The sequence below is a fragment of the Azospira sp. I13 genome, assembly GCF_003112695.1.
Taxonomy (GTDB): domain Bacteria; phylum Pseudomonadota; class Gammaproteobacteria; order Burkholderiales; family Rhodocyclaceae; genus Azospira.
This window is the reverse complement of sequence record NZ_BFBP01000011.1, coordinates 268861-286929: the sequence shown is the minus strand read 5'-3', so window position 1 is coordinate 286929 and position 18069 is coordinate 268861. Positions and strand designations below refer to the sequence as shown.

14 protein-coding genes are annotated in these 18069 nt (G+C 64.5%); 7 read left to right on the top strand and 7 right to left on the bottom strand.

The window, feature by feature from the left end; genetic code table 11:
- Positions 1–93: 93 nt before the first annotated feature.
- Positions 94–2013, bottom strand: a complete 1920-nt coding sequence (locus AZSI13_RS11250; protein WP_109041253.1) for a bifunctional diguanylate cyclase/phosphodiesterase — start codon at positions 2011–2013, stop codon at positions 94–96.
- Between the two features lie 152 nt (positions 2014–2165).
- Between AZSI13_RS11250 and AZSI13_RS11245 the strand changes: the two genes are divergently transcribed.
- The 3 genes from AZSI13_RS11245 (at position 2166) to AZSI13_RS11235 (ending at position 6946) form a co-directional block, all read left to right on the top strand.
- Positions 2166–4088: a PrkA family serine protein kinase gene (locus AZSI13_RS11245; RefSeq protein ID WP_109041252.1), complete on the top strand. Its 1923-nt coding sequence runs from the start codon at positions 2166–2168 to the stop codon at positions 4086–4088.
- 63 nt (positions 4089–4151) lie between these two features.
- On the top strand, positions 4152–5420 hold the full coding sequence (locus AZSI13_RS11240) for a YeaH/YhbH family protein (protein WP_109041251.1): 1269 nt from the start codon (positions 4152–4154) through the stop codon (positions 5418–5420).
- Positions 5417–6946, top strand: a complete 1530-nt coding sequence (locus tag AZSI13_RS11235) for a SpoVR family protein (RefSeq protein ID WP_109041250.1) — start codon at positions 5417–5419, stop codon at positions 6944–6946. Before AZSI13_RS11240 ends, AZSI13_RS11235 begins: the two co-directional genes overlap by 4 nt.
- Before the next feature lie 124 nt (positions 6947–7070).
- On the opposite strand, the gene AZSI13_RS11230 is transcribed toward AZSI13_RS11235, so the two are convergent.
- The 6 genes from AZSI13_RS11230 to AZSI13_RS11210 all read right to left on the bottom strand — a co-directional run bounded on the left by AZSI13_RS11230 (position 7071) and on the right by AZSI13_RS11210 (position 11913).
- The gene (locus tag AZSI13_RS11230) at positions 7071–7835 is read right to left on the bottom strand and encodes a fused MFS/spermidine synthase (protein ID WP_109041249.1); all 765 of its coding nucleotides are present in this window, start codon (positions 7833–7835) and stop codon (positions 7071–7073) included.
- Between the two features lie 175 nt (positions 7836–8010).
- Positions 8011–8406 carry a hypothetical protein gene (locus AZSI13_RS11225; protein ID WP_109041248.1) on the bottom strand — a complete coding sequence of 132 codons (396 nt, stop codon included), beginning with the start codon at positions 8404–8406 and terminating at the stop codon, positions 8011–8013.
- A gap of 10 nt (positions 8407–8416) precedes the next feature.
- On the bottom strand, positions 8417–8575 hold the full coding sequence (locus AZSI13_RS17585; RefSeq protein WP_165833470.1) for a hypothetical protein: 159 nt from the start codon (positions 8573–8575) through the stop codon (positions 8417–8419).
- 313 nt (positions 8576–8888) lie between these two features.
- Positions 8889–9539 (bottom strand): DUF47 domain-containing protein, encoded by a 651-nt coding sequence (locus AZSI13_RS11220; RefSeq protein ID WP_109041247.1) that lies wholly within the window; start codon positions 9537–9539, stop codon positions 8889–8891.
- An 11-nt stretch (positions 9540–9550) separates the two neighbouring features.
- Entirely contained in the window at positions 9551–10594 is a 1044-nt protein-coding gene (locus AZSI13_RS11215) for an inorganic phosphate transporter (protein ID WP_109041246.1), read from the bottom strand.
- Positions 10595–10722: 128 nt separating this feature from the next.
- The gene (locus AZSI13_RS11210) at positions 10723–11913 is read right to left on the bottom strand and encodes a phospholipase A (protein ID WP_165833468.1); all 1191 of its coding nucleotides are present in this window, start codon (positions 11911–11913) and stop codon (positions 10723–10725) included.
- 270 nt (positions 11914–12183) lie between these two features.
- Between AZSI13_RS11210 and AZSI13_RS11205 the strand changes: the two genes are divergently transcribed.
- From AZSI13_RS11205 to AZSI13_RS11190, 4 genes are all read left to right on the top strand, one after another.
- Positions 12184–14127: a sensor histidine kinase gene (locus AZSI13_RS11205; RefSeq protein WP_109041244.1), complete on the top strand. Its 1944-nt coding sequence runs from the start codon at positions 12184–12186 to the stop codon at positions 14125–14127.
- The gene (locus tag AZSI13_RS11200; RefSeq protein WP_109041243.1) at positions 14124–14813 is read left to right on the top strand and encodes a response regulator transcription factor; all 690 of its coding nucleotides are present in this window, start codon (positions 14124–14126) and stop codon (positions 14811–14813) included. The genes AZSI13_RS11205 and AZSI13_RS11200 overlap by 4 nt, the downstream gene beginning before the upstream one ends.
- Positions 14814–15044: 231 nt before the next feature.
- Positions 15045–17171, top strand: coding sequence for a TolC family protein (locus AZSI13_RS11195; protein ID WP_109041242.1), 2127 nt, complete (start codon positions 15045–15047; stop codon positions 17169–17171).
- Positions 17168–17998, top strand: coding sequence for an efflux RND transporter periplasmic adaptor subunit (locus tag AZSI13_RS11190; RefSeq protein ID WP_235609739.1), 831 nt, complete (start codon positions 17168–17170; stop codon positions 17996–17998). The genes AZSI13_RS11195 and AZSI13_RS11190 overlap by 4 nt, the downstream gene beginning before the upstream one ends.
- Positions 17999–18069 lie beyond the last annotated feature (71 nt).

The following is an 18069-nucleotide window of genomic DNA, read 5'->3' as shown; positions in this document are numbered from 1 at the left end:
GAGCCAAGTTTCGGCCTACTGGCCATGGCCATGGCCGTACGCCAAGCGACGCCTGCCTTGTCTGCTCCCACGCCCTGGCGCGCGGGCGTTTCCTCAGGAACAGTAGCGCCGCAGGAAGTCTTCCGGCGGCAGGGGCCGGCTTTCCAGATAGCCCTGCATGCTGTCGCAGCCCATTTCCTGCAATACCTGTAGTTGGGATTGCCGCTCCACGCCTTCGGCCACCACCCGCAGACCCAGATTGTGGGCCATGGCCAGGATGGCCCGGACGATGGTTTCTCCGTCGCCGTCGTTGCCATCCAGGGCGGCGATGAAGGATTTGTCGATCTTCAGGGTATCGATGGGCAGCAGACGCAGGTAGGAGAGGGAGGAGTAGCCGGTACCGAAGTCGTCCAGGGCCAGGGCCACGCCGGCATCGTGCAGATGCCGTAGCTCCTCCACTGCGTCCCCTTCCTGGCGCAGCAGCACCGATTCCGTAACTTCCAGTTCGATGGCTGATGGTGGCAAGCCTTCCCGTTCCAGGCGTTGCAGTACGTACTGGGCAATGCCCCCGCCCCAGAATTGGCGGGCCGAGAGGTTGATGGCGACGCGGGGTGGCTCGGCGCCGGCTCCCCGGTGGATCTGCCAGTGCAGCCGCCAGGCGGCGGCCCGGGCGATGGCCGTATCCAGCACCCACAACCCCATGGGCACGATCAGTCCGGTTTCCTCGGCCACGGGGATGAAGCGATCCGGCGGCACGATGTGGCCGCCGTCGTTCCAGCGCAGTAGGGCCTCGGCGCCTTCCAGGCGGCCGGTGGCCAGGTCGATCTGGGGCTGGTAGTGCAGTTGCAGTTCCTGCCGATCCAGGGCCCGGCGCAGGCCGCTTTCCACATTCACCCGGGTTTGCAGTCGCTCGTTCATGCGGCCGGTGTAGAAGCGCACCGTGTTGCCGCCGTTGGACTTGCCTTCGTACATGGCGGTATCGGCGTTGCGCAGCAAGGTGTCTTGATCTTCTCCATCGTCGGGGAAGAGGGCGATGCCGATGCTGGCAGTGAGGAAGAAGTCGTAGCCGTTTTCCTGGTAGGGCTGGGAGATGGCCTCCAGCAGCTTGGCCCCGATCTGGCCGGCCCGCTCGGGGCTGGGCAGGTCGCCGAGCACGACGATGAATTCGTCGCCGCCCTGGCGCACGATGGTGTCCGACTGGCGCAGGGCTTCTTGCAGACGGTGGGCCACTCGCTGCAACAGACGGTCACCCAGGGAGTGGCCGAGGGAATCGTTGATGTTCTTGAAGCGGTCCAGGTCGATGAACAGGATGGCCGCCCGGTCCTGGCGCCGCCGTGCGCGGACCAGGGCCTGGGGCAGGCGGTCAGCCAGCAGCAGGCGGTTGGGCAGGCCTGTCAGTTGGTCGTGATGGGCCAGATAGCGCATCCGCTCTTCGTGTTCCTTGCGCTCGGTGATATCGGTGACCGAGCCGGCCATCAGGTTGGCGATGCCCCGGGGGTCCCGCTCGGCGATGCCCCGGGAGGCGATCCAGCGATACTGGCCGCTCTTCGCCCGCACCCGGTATTCGCAGTAGAAATGGGGCGTCACCCCTTTCAGGTGTTCGGCTACGGCCCGGTTGTAGTGGGCCACGTCCTCCGGGTGCACCAGGGCCAGCCAGGCGTGGGTGTCGGGCAGGAAGTTTTCGTCGTAGCCGAGGATGGAAAGCAGGCGCTGGCCTACCTGCAGTTCCTTGCTGACCGGGTTCCAGGACCACATGCCGTCATGGGCGCCTTCCATGGCCAGGGCATGGGCCCGGTTGGTGCGGCGCAGGACCATGATCTCCCGCAGGCCTACGGCGGCGGCCAGACAGGTGGCGGCGATGGCGATGAAGGACAGCCAGGTTGGCTGACCACCGCGCAACAGGGCGGCAGCGATGCTGACCAAGGCCAGCAGCAGGGCCAGGAGGGACCAGGGAGGGGTGCTGCGCAGCGCGTTTGCCGGCTGGGGGGCGCCGTCCTCGGCAGCATGGGTGATAAGGGGAAGCGTCTGGGGCATTGCCGGGCCTGGAGGGGCGGACCTGAAGGGTGAAGGGCAAAGTTAGCATGGGCCTTGAACGGCGGCAACGCAGGAATTTTTCGCGGCGGACGTAACTTTTTTTTGCCCCTGCGGTTCTAACGGGCAAGAGGCTTATCACGCAGGAGGATGCCATGACCATCTTCAGCAACTATCAGGCCCGCTTCGACGCCGCTCGGGAAGAAGAAATGTCGGTCCAGGAATACCTGGAACTGTGCCGCTCCGATCCCTCCGCCTATGCCAGCGTGGCCGAGCGCATGCTGCTCGCCATCGGCGAGCCGGAACTGGTGGATACCCGCCTGGAGCCGCGTCTGTCGCGCATCTTTGCCAACAAGGTGATCAAGCTCTACCCGGCCTTTCGGGAGTTCTACGGCCTGGAAGAGGTAATTGAGCATATCGTCGCCTACTTCCGCCATGCGGCCCAGGGCCTGGAAGAAAAGAAGCAAATTCTCTACTTGCTGGGGCCGGTGGGGGGCGGCAAGTCTTCCCTGGCCGAGCGCCTCAAGGGGCTCATCGAGAAGGTGCCCTTCTATGCCATCAAGGGCAGCCCGGTGCATGAGTCGCCCCTGGGCCTATTCCGGGCCGAGGAGGATGGGCCGATCCTGGAAGAGGATTACGGCATTCCCCGCCGTTACCTGGGCAGCATCATGTCGCCTTGGGCGGTGAAGCGCCTGCATGAGTTCAACGGCGACATCACCCAGTTCCGCGTCGTCAAGCTGCGCCCCTCGGTGCTTTCCCAGATCGCCGTGGCCAAGACCGAGCCGGGGGACGAGAACAACCAGGACATTTCCTCCCTGGTGGGCAAGATCGACATCCGCAAGCTGGAGAGCTATTCCCAGGACGACCCGGATGCCTACAGCTACTCCGGCGGCCTGTGCCTGGCCAACCGGGGCATCCTTGAATTCGTGGAGATGTTCAAGGCCCCCATCAAGGTGCTGCATCCCCTGCTGACGGCCACCCAGGAAAGCAACTACAAGGGGACAGAAGGCTTCGGTGCCATTCCCTTCGATGGCCTGATCCTGGCCCACAGCAACGAGGCTGAATGGCAGGCCTTCAAGAACAACCGCAACAACGAGGCCTTTCTCGACCGTATCTACATCGTCAAGGTGCCCTACTGCCTGCGGGTTTCGGAAGAGATCAAGATCTACGAAAAGTTGCTCACCAACTCCTCCCTGGCCCACGCCCCCTGCGCACCGGATACCCTGCGCATGATGGCCCAGTTCTCGGCCCTGTCGCGCCTGAAGGAACCGGACAATTCCAGCCTCTACAGCAAGATGCGGGTGTACGACGGGGAGAACCTCAAGGATACGGACCCGAAGGCCAAGAGCTACCCCGAGTATCGCGACTACGCCGGGGTGGACGAGGGCATGACAGGGCTCTCCACCCGCTTCGCCTTCAAGATTCTTTCCAAGGTCTTCAACTTCGACCACCGGGAGGTGGCGGCCAATCCAGTGCATCTGATGTACGTGCTGGAGCAGCAGATCGAGCAGGAGCAATATCCGCCCGAGGTGGAGGAGCGCTACATGCGCTTCATCAAGGAATATCTGGCGCCCCGCTACGCCGAATTCATCGGCAAGGAGATCCAGACCGCCTACCTGGAAAGCTATAGCGAATACGGCCAGAACATCTTCGAGCGCTACGTCACCTACGCCGATTTCTGGATTCAGGACCAGGAGTTCCGCGACCCCAACACCGGGGAAATCCTCGACCGGGGCGCCCTCAACGACGAGCTGGAGAAAATCGAAAAGCCGGCAGGCATCAGCAATCCCAAGGACTTCCGCAACGAGGTGGTGAACTTCGTGCTGCGGGCCCGGGCCAAGAACGAAGGCAAGAGCCCGGCCTGGACCAGCTACGAGAAGCTGCGGGCGGTGATCGAGAAGAAGATGTTCTCGAACACGGAGGAACTGCTGCCGGTCATCTCCTTCAACGCCAAGGCCAGCGCCGACGAGCAGAAGAAGCACCAGGACTTCGTGAACCGCATGATGGCCAAGGGCTACACCGAAAAGCAGGTCCGCCTGCTGGCCGAGTGGTACCTGCGCGTGCGCAAGTCGTCCTAGACCGGCCCCGGGCGGGGCGCGCCCCAGTGCGCCGCCCCTCCGGGCCACCCGAGGGAGGCCTCCATGGTTCGGATCATCGACCGGCGCTTCGACAGCAAGAACAAGAGCGCCGCCAACCGCAGCCGCTTCCTGCGCCGCTTCAAGGGGCAGATTCGCAGGGCGGTGGCCGATGCCATCTCCCGCCGCTCCATCCAGGACATGGAGAGCGGCGAGAAAATCAGCATTCCCGCCCAGGACATCGCCGAGCCCCAGTTCGGCCTGGGGGATGGCGGCCGACAGCAGCGCGTCTTTCCCGGCAACGACCGCTACCACGGTGGCGACCGGGTCAGCCGCCCCCTGGGGGGCGAGGGCGGCGGCAGCGGTTCCTCTGCCAGCGAAGAAGGGGAGGGCCAGGACGACTTCGCCTTCACCCTGTCCCGGGAGGAGTTTCTCGATATCTTCTTCGACGACCTGGCCCTGCCGGACCTGATCAAGACCCAGCTGGCCCGCATCACCGAATACAAGCGCATCCGCTCCGGCTATACGGCCAGCGGCATTCCCGCCAACATCAGCATTGTCCGCTCCCTGCGCGGTGCCGCCGGGCGGCGTATCGCCGGGGCCGCGCCCTACCAGTCCCGGCTGCGGGAGCTGGAAGTGCGCCTGAAGGAGATGCTGGAGACGGAACACCGTACCGAACTGGATACGGAGGTGGTGGCCCTGCGCCAGGAGATGACCCGGCTGCGGGCCCGTATCGAGGCCATTCCCTTCATCGACACTTTCGACCTGCGCTACAACAACCGCATCAAGGTGCCCCAGCCCTCCACCCAGGCGGTGATGTTCTGCCTGATGGACGTTTCCGGTTCCATGGACGAGGCGAAGAAGCAGATCGCCAAGCGCTTCTTCATGCTGCTCTACCTCTTTCTCACCCGTAGCTACGAGCACATCGAACTGGTCTTTATCCGCCACCACACGGTGGCCACGGAGGTGGATGAAGAGGCCTTCTTCCATTCCCGGGAAACCGGCGGTACGGTGGTTTCCAGCGCCCTGGAACTGATGCGCCAGGTCATCACCCGCCGCTATTCCAGTGGCCTGTGGAACATCTATGGCGCCCAGGCCTCCGACGGCGACAACTGGGACAACGACTCCCCCCGTTGCCGGGAAATTCTCGGTGAACGCATCCTGCCCCTGGTGCAGTACTACGCCTATATCGAGATCGCCCCCGATCCCCAGAACCTGTGGCGGGAGTTCGAGAAACTCTGTGCCGGCCACCGCAATTTCGCCCTCCAGCGCATTGAGGGGCTGGAGGATATCTACCCGGTGTTCCGGGAGCTTTTCCGGAAGAAGCTCACATGAGCAAACGTAAAGCCAAAGCCCTGCCTGACGGCTCCGAGTGGAACATGGAGTTGCTCGGCCGCTACGATGCGGAGATCGGCCGCATCGCCCGCAACTACGGCCTGGAAGGCTACCCCCACCAGATCGAGATCATCACCGCCGAGCAGATGATGGATGCCTACGCCTCCATCGGCATGCCGGTGCTCTATCACCACTGGTCCTTCGGCAAGCACTTCCTGGCCACGGAGAAGGGCTATAAGCGGGGCCAGATGGGCCTGGCCTACGAGATCGTCATCAACTCCGACCCGTGCATCGCCTACCTCATGGAAGAGAACACCCTGACCATGCAGGCCCTGGTGATTGCCCACGCGGCTTACGGGCACAACTCCTTTTTCCGGAACAACTACCTGTTCAAGACCTGGACCTCGGCCGATGCCATCGTGGACTATCTGGTCTTTGCCCGGAACTACATCGCCGAGTGTGAGGAACGCTATGGCCTGGATGAGGTGGAACGCCTGGTGGATGCCTGCCACGCCCTGATGAACGTCGGCGTGGATCGCTACAAGCGCCCTCCCAAGCTTTCCCTGCTCAAGGAGCGGGAACGCCAGAAGGAAAGGGAGGCCTACCTGCAGAGCCAGGTGAACGACCTCTGGCGTACCCTGCCGCCCCGGGAGGCGGAAGCGGAAAAGGAAACCTCCCGCCGTTTTCCCGAGGAGCCCGAAGAAAACCTGCTCTATTTCGTGGAAAAGCACGCCCCCCTGCTGGAACCCTGGCAGCGGGAAGTGGTACGCATCGTGCGCAAGGTCGGGCAGTATTTCTACCCCCAGCGCCAGACCCAGGTGATGAACGAGGGTTGGGCCACCTTCTGGCACTACACCCTGCTCAACACCCTCTACGACGAAGGCCTGGTGGGGGATGGCTTCATGCTGGAGTTCCTGCAGAGCCACACCAACGTGGTCTATCAGCCGCCCTATAACCACAAGTGGTTCAGCGGCATCAATCCTTACGCCCTGGGCTTTGCCATGTGGCAGGACATCCGCCGCATCTGCGAGCACCCCACGGCGGAGGACCGGGAATGGTTCCCTGACATTGCCGGCAGCAACTGGCGGCAAACCTTTGATTTCGCCATGAGGAATTTCAAGGACGAAAGCTTCATCGCCCAGTACCTGTCACCCAAGCTGATGCGGGATTTCCGCCTCTTCGCCGTGGCTGACGATGACCAGGACGACAAGCTGTGCATTTCCGCCATCCACGACGAGCCGGGCTACCGCCAGTTGCGGCAGATGCTCTCGGAGCAATACAACCTGGGCAGCCGCGAGCCGGATTTACAGGTCTGGAATGTGGATATACGGGGTGACCGCTCCCTCACCCTGCGCCATTTCCAGCACGAACGCCGGCCCCTGGGGGCCGATACGGAGCGGGTCATGCAGCACCTCGCCTATCTGTGGGGCTTTGTCGTGCGCCTGGAAAGCCAGGCGGCGGACGGCAGCATCGAAGCCGTGGGGGAAGCGCGCTACGAGAAGCGGCGGGGCGACGAGGGGCGCTGAAGCGCTCCAGGCATCGCCCCGGGGGCGGGCGGGGTTGCGGGGCAAGGCAGGAGCGGGGGTGAGGGATGGTGCGAGGACGGGGGCCAGCAGCACCCCCCATGGCCTTGCCGGGGATGCCTCGATGCTACAGGCTGAGGTTTCCCCCCGCCAGGCTGCCGGCCGCCTGGAGCCGGGTCAGGGTGGGCAGCAGGTTGAGGCCCGTTTCCTTCTTGATGGTCTCGGCCCGCTCCTTCAGCTCCGCCTGGGTGACGCTGACCGGTTCGCCGACGGCGGCGAAGGCGATGGCATTGCCGCTGTCGCAGGAAGGAAAGACCAGGGAACGCCCTTCAAACGCCTGGCTGAGCCGTTCGGCGCTGGCGGCAAAGCCGCGGCTGCGGCCCAGCAGATTGATGGAAAGCAGGCCCTCCGCCGTCAGCCGCTCGCGGCAATGGCGGTAGAAGGGAAGCTTGTCCAGGCCGCCGGCCCGGGCATCCGGGTCGAAGCCGTCCACCAGGATGAGGTCGTATTGCCCCCCGTCTTCCGCCATGAAGGCGGCGCCGTCACCGATGTGAATATCAAGGCGCTCCGGGTCGTGGGGCAGCTTGAAGTGGAAGCGGGCCACCAGTTCCACTTCCGGGTTGATCTCCACCACCGTGATGTGGGTGCGGGGCAGGTTGCGGTAGATGAACTTGGTCAGGGAGCCGGCACCGAGACCGATGAGCAGGGCGTTGCGGGGCCAGTTGCCGGGGCTGCGCAAAAGCAGGCCGGCCATCATCTCCCGGGTGTAGGCCAGTTCCAGGTTCCAGGGCCGGGCAATGCGCATGGCGCCCTGGACCCAGTCAGAGCCGAAATGCAGGTAGCGGACGCCGGCTTCTTCGCTGACGTCGATATCGTGGGATGGAGGGGGCATGGGGAAAACAGGAGGGGCATGGAATGGGATGGGCCGACATCTTGGCCCCCCGGGCTGCAATTGGCTAGTCCCGTCCGCTTCCGCCGAATGCCGGCCAGGGCTGGCGCGGCCTTGCTTGTCGCGTAGCGGGCAAAAAAAACCGGGCCTGGGCCCGGTGTCGGGGGTGGTAGGTGCATCAGTCGATGTGGCTCCGTCCGGTGTTCTGGAGCAGCTCCGTCATGGCCGGAGATAGTCGGGAAAGGAAGTGGACCTGGATAACCAGTCCCTCCGCCGCCAGGCTCACCGCCTGCATGATGCTCAGGTAACGCGGCCCCTCGGGGCCGTTGAAACTGTTGTCGTCGCAAATGCAAAGGTCAATGCCCTGGCCCGCCATGAAATCGGCGGATACCTGGCTGAGGGGGCCGAATATGCGTGCTTTGACGCCCAGACGGGCCAGCAGAGTGACTGCCCGATTAGCGGCATCCACACAACGGCGGCGATACAGGCGATTGCGGTAGCGGCATAGTTTCTCCGCCAGGTTGAAGGGCTGCCTAAGGGGCAGCGGCAGGGCCGAGTCGAGGACGCTGGTCATGGTGCTTACCTCAGTTCAGGGCGGCGAAGGCGGAGATGGTGAGAAAGAGGCTGCCGAGGGCGCAGGCGGCATACCAGGTGCGGCGGTAGCTTTTCTGCAGGACGGCCTCGATTTCGCTCAGGTCGATGGGAAGCGGCGAGGGCTTTTGAGCGGAAGCGGGTGTTTTCATGATTTTCTCCTTTTTTTGAGTTTGCGAGGCTCAATGTAGGAGGGACACCCCAAGGGACTCAATACGCAGTAGGGAATATGATGTTTGTAAACAATATTTTAAATCATGGTGTTATCTCGTATTTGAATTATGTATGCGGGGTGGCGTATGGTTTATTCAAAGTTCATTGAATTTTTATTACATACTTCCAGTGCCTTGATTTCAGGCCGTTTGCTCCAGGGGAAAAAGGCGGTTGCAGTGGAAACATCAATTTTTTGTATGCCTACTTATGTCCTAGGACGGAAGTCAGCGATATCCCCCTGCTACGGCTGCCTCAGGTGATTTTCACCACGATGTCGTGCAGCGTATTGGCGCAATTGGCCATGCGGTCGGCTGCGTTGGAAAGGTGGCGGTAGATTTCCCGCCGCTTGAACATGGTGATGTAATCGTCCCCCTGGAAGAGGGCGGCAATGGCCCGCCGGTAGGATTTTTCCACCTTGCGCTCGGCCTTGCGCGCCGTGTCCGCATCGACGGCCGCCGCTTCGGGCTGGGTGGCCAGCCGGGTAAATCCACTGACCAGGGCATCCACGCCTTCCTTGAGGTGCAGGGCCATTTCCAGGTCGAACTTGTCCGGTATCACGTCCAGCACGCTCATTTCGCTGACCGTGGTCTTGCAGTAGTTCACCACCTCGTCCATGTCCACGATGGCCCGGTAGATGTCCTCCCGGTCGATGGGGGTGGAGAAGGCCTCGTTGAGGGTGTGCAGGTTGCGAATCTTGATGCGGTCCGCCTCGTGTTCGTCCTCACGGATCTGCTGGCCGATCGCCGCATCCCCGGTTTCCATGTATTCCACCAGCAGCCCGGCAGTGTGGTTCACCTGCACGGCCTGTTCCGCCAGCAGGCGGAAGAAGTCGGGCACCTTGGGGAAGACCCGGTCGAAGAGGCGGCGGAAGATGGGTTTTTGCTGCGCGTCGTTGCTGTCCATGGCGGAACTCCTCAGGCCGGCCCGAGAAACAGGCGCAGCACGGCGTAGATCAGAATGGCGACCAGGGCGGCGCCGGGAATGGTGATGATCCAGGTCGTGGCGATCTCCTGGGCCTTGCTCCAGCGCACCGCCCGGGGCCGTTCCGATGCGCCGATGCCCATGATGGAGGTGGCCACCACATGGGTGGTGGATACCGGCGCCCCCACCAGGGAGGCGGCGAAGATCACCCCGGCCGACGTGAGCTGGGAATTGAGGGCATGCAGGGGCCGCACCCGGTAGATGGCAAAGCCCAGGGTGCGGACGATGCGCCAGCCGCCGGAGAGGATGCCCAGGGTGATGGCGGTGGCGCAGGCGAACATGACCCAGAAGGGCACCTGGAAGGTGGGAATGAAGCCGCCGAGAAGCAGCACCAGGGTGAGGATGCCCATGCTTTTCTGGGCATCGTTGGCGCCGTGGGAAAAGGCCAGGCCGGCGGCGGTGATGAACTGAGCGCCCTTGAGGCCCCGGTTGGCGGCGGGCTTGGCTGCCAGGAGCAGGGCGTGCATCAGGCGCTGGACCAGAAAGCCGCACCAGAAGCCCACCAGGGGCGAGAGCAGCAGGGCCAGCAGCACCTTCATGACACCGGTGACATGCCCCTGCTGAAACAGCTCCTGCATGCCCCACACCACTTGGTCGGGGCCGGCGGAAACCACCACTACGCCGGCCAGCCCGCCCACCAGCGCATGGGAAGAAGAGGAGGGAATGCCGCGCCACCAGGTCAGCAGGTTCCAGGCAATGGCGCCCAGCAGGCCGCACAGCAGGATGGTCAGGGCCGAGGCCGGATCAATGCCGTCCAGGCGGACGAAGGAGCCGATGGTGTTGGCCACTGCCGTGCCGCCCAGAAGGGGGCCGAGGAATTCGAAAAAGCCGACGATGAGCACCGCCTGGGCCGGCGTCATGGCCCGGGAGGCAATGACGGTGGCGACGATGTTGGCGGCGTCGTGGAAACCGTTGGTGTAGTCGAAGAGCAGGACCACCACGACGGTGGCGAGGGCGAGCCAGAAAAGGATGTCCACGGCGATGTTGTTTTCGTTGTCAGTGGTATGACCGACATTACTCCAGCTACTCGGGCGTGGAAATGCCCTCCACCAGTTTTTATCACCCTAGCGGGAGGGCCGGGCCATTTGGTGCGCTGCAAGGTGCGTCAGCGGACGATGGAAAAGCCGATGCGCAATTGGGTATCCCGCTCCCGGTTGTAGTCCAGCAGGCTTTCCCCATAGCCGGAGAACAACTGGAAGTGGAGAAACCCGCCGGCCCGGGCGAAGAGCGTGTCCCGCAGGGGGTAGGAGAGATCCAGCTGCAAGTTGCCCTTGCCGGCCGTGCCGCGGCGCATCTGGGCCGCCAGCAGCCAGCCGTCATCCTTGCCGTAACGGGCGATCCAGTCTGCGTGGCCGCGGTAGCGGGCGATATCCGGGTTGTCCTCCCGGTCCAGATAGCCGTAGAGCTTGGGGGCCAAGGTGAGGGCGGTGCCGTTGTTGAAATCCCAGCGCCAGGCCGGCTGCACGAACAGCATGTCGATGGAGCGGGAACTGGTGCCGTCCTTGCCGTTGGATTCATGCTCGTAGCCGGCCCGCAGGCGATAAGGGCGCAGGCCGGCGCCGCCTTCCCCCAGGTTCCATTGCCAGAACAGGCTGGGTCGGTAGCTGGTGTCACGGAAGGGTTTGGATTCTTCCCCCAGGTCCCACAGGGAGGTCTGGGTGTAGCCGAAATGCAGGTTGCGCAACCAGGGCAGGGCCTGGCCCAGGGTGCCATCCGGCTCCACCAGGCGGTACTTGAAACTGAGCTGGAAGCGGGCATTGACGCCGCCCCGGTTGCCGAGAACGAAGTACATCGGTTCGTTGGCCGAGATCACCGGCTCATCCGGGTAGCTGGCGGCTTCCGGCCCGGGCTCGGCCGGCTCGGCCGTGGCCTGGGGCGCCATTTCCATTCCGGCTTCGGGAGTGGCTGCCAGCAGCGCCAGGCGGTTGGAATCCCGGTCTGCCAGTTCCACCCGCACCAGGCCGGAAATATCCGCCGGCAGGCGGCCCTGGTAAGGTCGGCGAGCGCCGTCGGGAGAAACGGCCCCGGCAGGAACGAGGGGCACGTTGACCAGGCGTTCGCCGACGATCAGGCGCAGGTTCATGGCGCTCGGCCAGGCGGCCAGGCTGGCCGGCTTGGCCACTTCCAGGCGCAGGGCCTGGCCGGCGGCGGCATTCTCGTCGGCGCTGGCAATGAGCCAGGCCGGAGCCGCCATTGCCGGGGGAGCCAGCAGCAGGGCGGCTGCGAGGGCCGCCAGTCCGGCGGTAACACGGAAAACACGGCGGGCGGAGGGGAGCGGGCGGGGGAGGGATGCCATGGTCAACGGAGCCGCAGGGAAGGGAACGGCCAGATCATGACAGAAGGCCTCGGCCCCTCTCAAGGTGGTGGCACACCCTCTTGCCTGGCAGGCCGGCCCGGTGCCGGAAGCAGTGAAAATTGGGGGTGAGGGGAGGGGGGCTGGAGGAGGCGTGCCGTGGCGAGCGGGAGGCGATGAGCTCTCCGGCAGAGCGGCCGAGGGGCTGGTCGAGGGGGGCAGCAAAGGCATCGGCATGGTCGCGGCCCATTTGGGACTTATACTTGCGGCCCCATGGTGCGCGCATTTTTCCACTTCCTCTGTCTTCTGCTCGGGCTGCTGCCGCTGCTGGCCGGGGCGGCGGATGGCCTGCCGATCCGCCTGGAGAGCGGCACGGCACCGCGCTATCTGGATCAGGGCGCCCTGTCCCTGCTGCGGGACCCGGGAGGGACGCTGGACATCCGCCAGGTGGCGGACCCGGCCCGGGCACAGGACTTTTTGGCCCTGCCCGGCAATCTGGGTGCCGGCTATTCCCGGGATGTTTTCTGGCTGCGCTTTTCCGTGCAGCGCAGCGGGGCAGTGGGAGAAAACTGGCATCTCGAAGTGCTGCCGCCCTACCTGGACGACGTGCGCCTTTACGAGGCCGATGGCCAGGGCGGTTTTACCGAACGGCGGGTGGGCGACCTGCAGCCATTTGCGGCGCGGGAGATTCCCTACCGGGGTTTCGTCTTCCGCCTCCAGGTGCCGGAGGCGCCGGTGACCTACTACCTGCGCCTGCAGTCCACCAGCGCCATCGCCGGCGTGCTTTCCTTCTGGCCGCCGGGTGTCCATGAAGCGGCCATGCAGCGCGAATACCTGATCTTCGGCCTGGAGAAGGGCCTGCTGCTGACGGCCGCCCTGTTCAGCCTCTGCGCCTGGGTGTATGTGCGGGAGCCGCTGCATCTTTATTTCAGCATCCTGGCCCTGTTTCAGCTGGCTGTAGGCCTGACGCTGCACGGCTTTACCGCCCAGTACCTGCTGCCCGAGGATTCCCTCTGGGCCAATGACCTGACCGGCATCCTGGTGGGCCTGGGCAGCGCCTTCGGCTATTTCTTTTTCATCGAACTGCTGGACCTGCGGCGCACCTTTCCCCGGCTCACCACCTTTTACCGCATCGGCATCGTCTTCGGCCTGGCCGCCGCCGCCAGCGTGCCCCTGGGCGGCTATCGGGGCGCGGCCATGGCGCTTTTCCTGTTCTCCCTGGTCAGCGGCGTCACCCTGTTCTGGCCCTGCCGGGAGCGCCTGCGCACCGGCACCCTGCGGGCCCGGGTGGAGTTTTTCGGTCTGTTGCTCTACGTAGTCTCCGCCACCATCAATCTCATCGGCCTGCTGGGCATCGGCCCGATGAAGCTGTGGCTGCTCAACGGTACCCAGGTGACCACCCTGGCCTACCTGCTGCTGCTCGAATTCGGGGTGCACCTGCGCATTACCGAAGCCAATCGTCGCCACGAAATAGCCACCCAGGAAATGGCTCGGGAAAAGCTCATCCGGGAGGATCAGGGCAAGTTCCTGGCCATGCTGGCCCACGAAATCCGTACCCCCCTTTCCATTGTTTCAGCCGCCCTGCAATCCCTCCAGGCCATGGACCCGACGCCGGAGCAGCAGCGGCTACGACGCTACCAGCGCATCGACAACGCGGTGCGGCGCATGGATGCCACCCTCTACGCCTGCCTGGCGGAGGAGCGCATGATGCAGGGCCACTGGCTGGCCCGGATCGATCCCATCAACCTGCCGGACCTGAGCCTGGCCGTCATGCACGACTTTAGCGAAGAGGTGCGGCAGCGCATCATCTTCGATACCGCTGCCGCCCTGCCGGCGGTGGAGGGGGACCGGGCCATGCTGCGGGTCGTCCTGCGCAATCTGATGGAAAATGCGGTCAAATACGCGCCGGGCAGCGAACCCATCGTCATCGACATCCGGCCGTGGAAAGACGGCGCCACTGCCGGTGTGCTGTGGCGCATCACTGATTCCGGCCCCGGCCTGGAGCCGGGCATGGCGGAGCGCATTTTCGAGAAATACGTGCGTGGCAGCGAGCATGGCGGCGCATCGGGCCTGGGCCTGGGGCTCTACCTGTCGCGCCGCATCGTCGATCATCACGGCGGCTGGCTGCGGGCCGACGAACACTGTACCCAGGGGGCCTCCTTCATGTGCTGGCTGCCCCTTTTGATTTCCTCCTCCCAGAAACTCGGAAGCCTATGAAGCGAATCGTCGTTGTTGAAGACAATGCGGACCTGCTGGACGAACTGCTCTTCCACCTGGGGCGCCGCCCCGACTATGCCGTCACCGGCGTGGCCGACGGCCGCGGGCTGGATGCCCACCTGCGCGAGCACGGCGTCGATATCCTGATCCTCGACCTCGGCCTGCCGGGGGAGGATGGCTTGCAGATCGCCGAGCGCCTGCGCCATCGGCCCGGCCTGGGCATCGTCATGCTGACTGCCCGGGGCGCCCTGGAGGAGCGGATCACCGGCCTGCAGACCGGTGCCGACGCCTACCTGGTGAAACCCGTCAACATGGGGGAATTGACCGCCGTGGTGGATAGCCTGATGCGGCGTCTGCCCGCCCCGCCGGCAGAGGAGGGCGGCTGGGTGTTCTATCCCGCCAACTGGCAGCTGCGAGCCCCTGGCGGCACCATGCTGACCCTGACCGCAGCGGAGATTCGGGTCATCCAGGCCCTCGCTGCTTCGGCCGGCGAGCCGGTCAGCCGGCAGGACCTGGTGGCGGTGGAGGGCAAGGCCACCCTGGATTTCGACTTCCGCCGCCTGGAATCCACCATGAGCCGCCTGCGGCGCAAGCTGGAATCCGCCATGCCGACCGGCGAATCCCCCCTGCGGGCTGCCCGGGGCGTGGGTTACGCCTTCGTCGAGCGGATCAGCGTCAAGTCCTGAAAGGCAGCGCCGGGCCAGTATTAGGGTGCTCCGTTCCTGGTCCGGTAAAAAAATTTAAATGGAATTTCTTGTTGTTTTGTGACATATTTGGCAACTTAAGCCGAAATATGCTTGAAATGACAGGTTTTGACAGCTTTCGCAAGCTTTGGTCAGCCTAGTTTTGCCCGATTTTCTTAACATACTCCAAGGTTCCCACTTCCCCTGGGAAGGTCAATTTTGGAGAAACAGAGAATGGCGAAACAGCCGTTTCGGGCATCCCGCAGTCTTCTTACCCCCCTCGCACTGGCAACCCTGTTCACCGGGTGCGCCGTCCTGCCCCAGCCCCTGGAAAACGGGGAGGTCAAGCAGCTTGCCAGCCAGGATCGCCAGGCCTCCCAGGTCGGTGTGGAGCCCCTGGGTCAGGCACTGGGCCTGACCGAGGCCATTGCCCGCGCCCTCAAGTACAACCTGGACCACCGCAGCCGCCTGATGGAACAGGCCGTGGCCATGGGTCAGGCCGATCTCAGCCAGTTCGACATGCTGCCCAAGCTGGTGGCTTCCGCCGGTTACACCGAGCGTGACAACGACAGCATCTCCCGGGCCAAGGATTCGGTCACCGGCCGGCCATCCCTCGCCAATCCCTACATTTCCTCCGATCGCGCCCACACCACCACGGATCTGGGCCTGACCTGGAATATTCTCGATTTCGGCGTCAGCTACTTCAACGCCCAGCAGAATGCCGACCGGGTGCTGATCGCCTCCGAGCGCCGCCGCAAGGCCATGCACAACCTCATCCAGGATGTGCGCAGCGCCTACTGGCGCGCTTCCTGCGCCCAGAAGCTGGAAGCCGAACTGCGTCAGACCATGGAAATGGCCGAAGCTGCCCTGGACGATTCCCGCAAGGCCGAATCCGAACAGCTGCGCAACCCCATGGATGCCCTGCGCTACCAGCGCACCGTGCTGGAAAACCTGCGCATCCTGGAAAGCATCCAGCAGGAGCTTTCTGCCGCCCGCATCGAGCTGGCCGCCCTCGTCAACCTGCCACCGGGCACTGCTTTCCGCCTCGCCGAGCCGGCTGCCGATGAACTCAATCCGCGCTTCCAGGACCTGCCCCTCGATCTCATGGAAGAGACCGCGGTGTCCAACAATGCCGACCTGCGGGAGCACTTCTACAACGTCCGCATCACCGTGGCGGAAACCAAGAAGTCCATGCTGCGGCTCTTCCCCGGTCTCAGCTTCAGCTATACCGGCAAGCGCGACACCAATAGCTACCTGATCAACCGCAGCTGGCAGGAAACCGGTGTGCAGCTGAGCTGGAATCTCTTCAACCTGTTCTCCGCCCCCGCCAACATGCGCCTCTCCGAGGCCAACGAGAAGCTGGCCGAGCAGCGTCGCATGGCGGTGCAGATGGCGGTGCTGGCCCAGGTACACCTGGCCCGCCAGCAATACAGTAACGCTTTCCGCCTGTTTGAACGCTCCGACAGCATCTGGAAGGTGGATCGCCGCATCCACGAACACAGCGCCCACCGGGAAGCTGTCCAGGCCCAGAGCAAGCTGGAGCGCATTTCCAACAACACCGCCGCCATCGTCAGCTTGCTGCGCCGCTACCAGGCCCTGGCCCAGGTCTATACCGCCAACGGCAAGCTGCAGGCCACCCTGGGCCTGGAACCCCAGGTGGGCGACCTGAACGCCATCAGCCTGGCCGAACTCATGCCCATCGTGGACCAGGCCACCCATGCCTGGAACCGCAGCGTGCTGGCCAGCCAGGCGGCTGCCCCGGCCGTAGCCGTGGCCGCCATGAAGGCCGAGAGCGCCGCTGCCGCCCGCCAGGCGGCGTCAGCTGCGGCCCCCGTTGCCCCTGCGGTTCCTGCTGCCGCCCCGGCACCCCTCGCCGTTGATGCCTCCCTGACCCCGGCTCCGGTTGCCGCCGCACCTGCGGCGGCGAAGGAAACTGCCGTGGTCGCTGCTGCTGCACCCGCGGCTGCCGTGGCGGTGGAAAAGCCTGCCGAAGCGGCTGCCGGCAACTCCGCCGATAAGCCTGCTGATAAGTCTGCTGAAGTGCGCCGTTACTTCCTCGGCAGTTTCGACTTGCCGGCCCGGGCGCCTGCTCTGAGCTGGAACAACGTGGCCCCTGGCAGCGTCCAGTGGGTGGCATCTGCCGGCGAAGCGGAAGTCATCGCCAACGGCCGCTTGATTCTCGGCCAACCGAGCCAGGGCAAGCGGGAGGCTACCATCCAGTGGCACGTCACCGATGCCACCGGCCGTCCCCTGGGCCGCGTCAGCCATACCGGCCAGCTTTCCAAGCCAGCCCGGGATGAGGAGTGGGCGGTTCTCAAGCAAGGTGCCCTGGCAGCCCTGGCCGGAGCCAGCTACCAGTGACCCGTCGGCATTCCCTGCCGGGGCGTATCCCCGGCGCCTTCCCGCGGCTTCTGTCGCTCCTGCTGCTGACCCTGGCGGGCACTGCCCTGGCCCAGGGCCAGGCAGCACCGGGCAATGCTCCTGCACCCGCCGCCGGCGGGCGCAATGCCCTGGAAAAGCAGGATATCCGCGCCCAGTTGTCGCCCCGCCGCTACACCACCCTGGGGGCGGAACTGGGGGCCAAGGTCAACCGCATCAGCGTCAAGGAAGGCGAGCACTTCAAGGCCGGCCAGGTGCTGGTATCCCTCGATTGCTCCCTGCAATCCGCCCAGCTGCAACGGGCCAAGGCGGCCCTGTCGGCCGCCGACAAGACCTGGGTGGCCAACAAGCGCCTGGCCGAACTCAACTCCGTCGGCAAGGTGGAGCTGGAAACCTCCGAGGCGGAAGTGATGAAGGCCAAGGCTGACATCAGCCTGATGGGCGCCACCCTGGCCAAATGCCAGCTGACGGCCCCGTTCTCCGGCCGTGTCGCCGAGCAGAAGGTGCGGGAGCAGCAGTTCGTGCAGCCCGGCCAGCCCCTGCTGGACATCCTGGACGACAGCGCCCTGGAGCTGGAATTCATCATTCCCTCCCGCTGGCTGGCCTGGCTCAAGTCCGGTACCGCCTTCAAGGTCCGCATCGATGAAACCGCCCGGGAATACCCGGCCAAGATCACGCGCATCGGCGCCCGGGTCGATCCGGTGAGCCAGTCCGTCAAGGCTGCCGCCGTCATTGACGGCACCTTCCCCGAACTGATTGCCGGCATGAGCGGCAAGGTCCTGCTCGTGCCGCCGGCCGGCACGCCCTGATCCGTTATTCCGTTGCCAGCCGCCCGATCCGCCTCCTCATTTGCCTCCACCTGACGTTTCCTTTTCGGAGA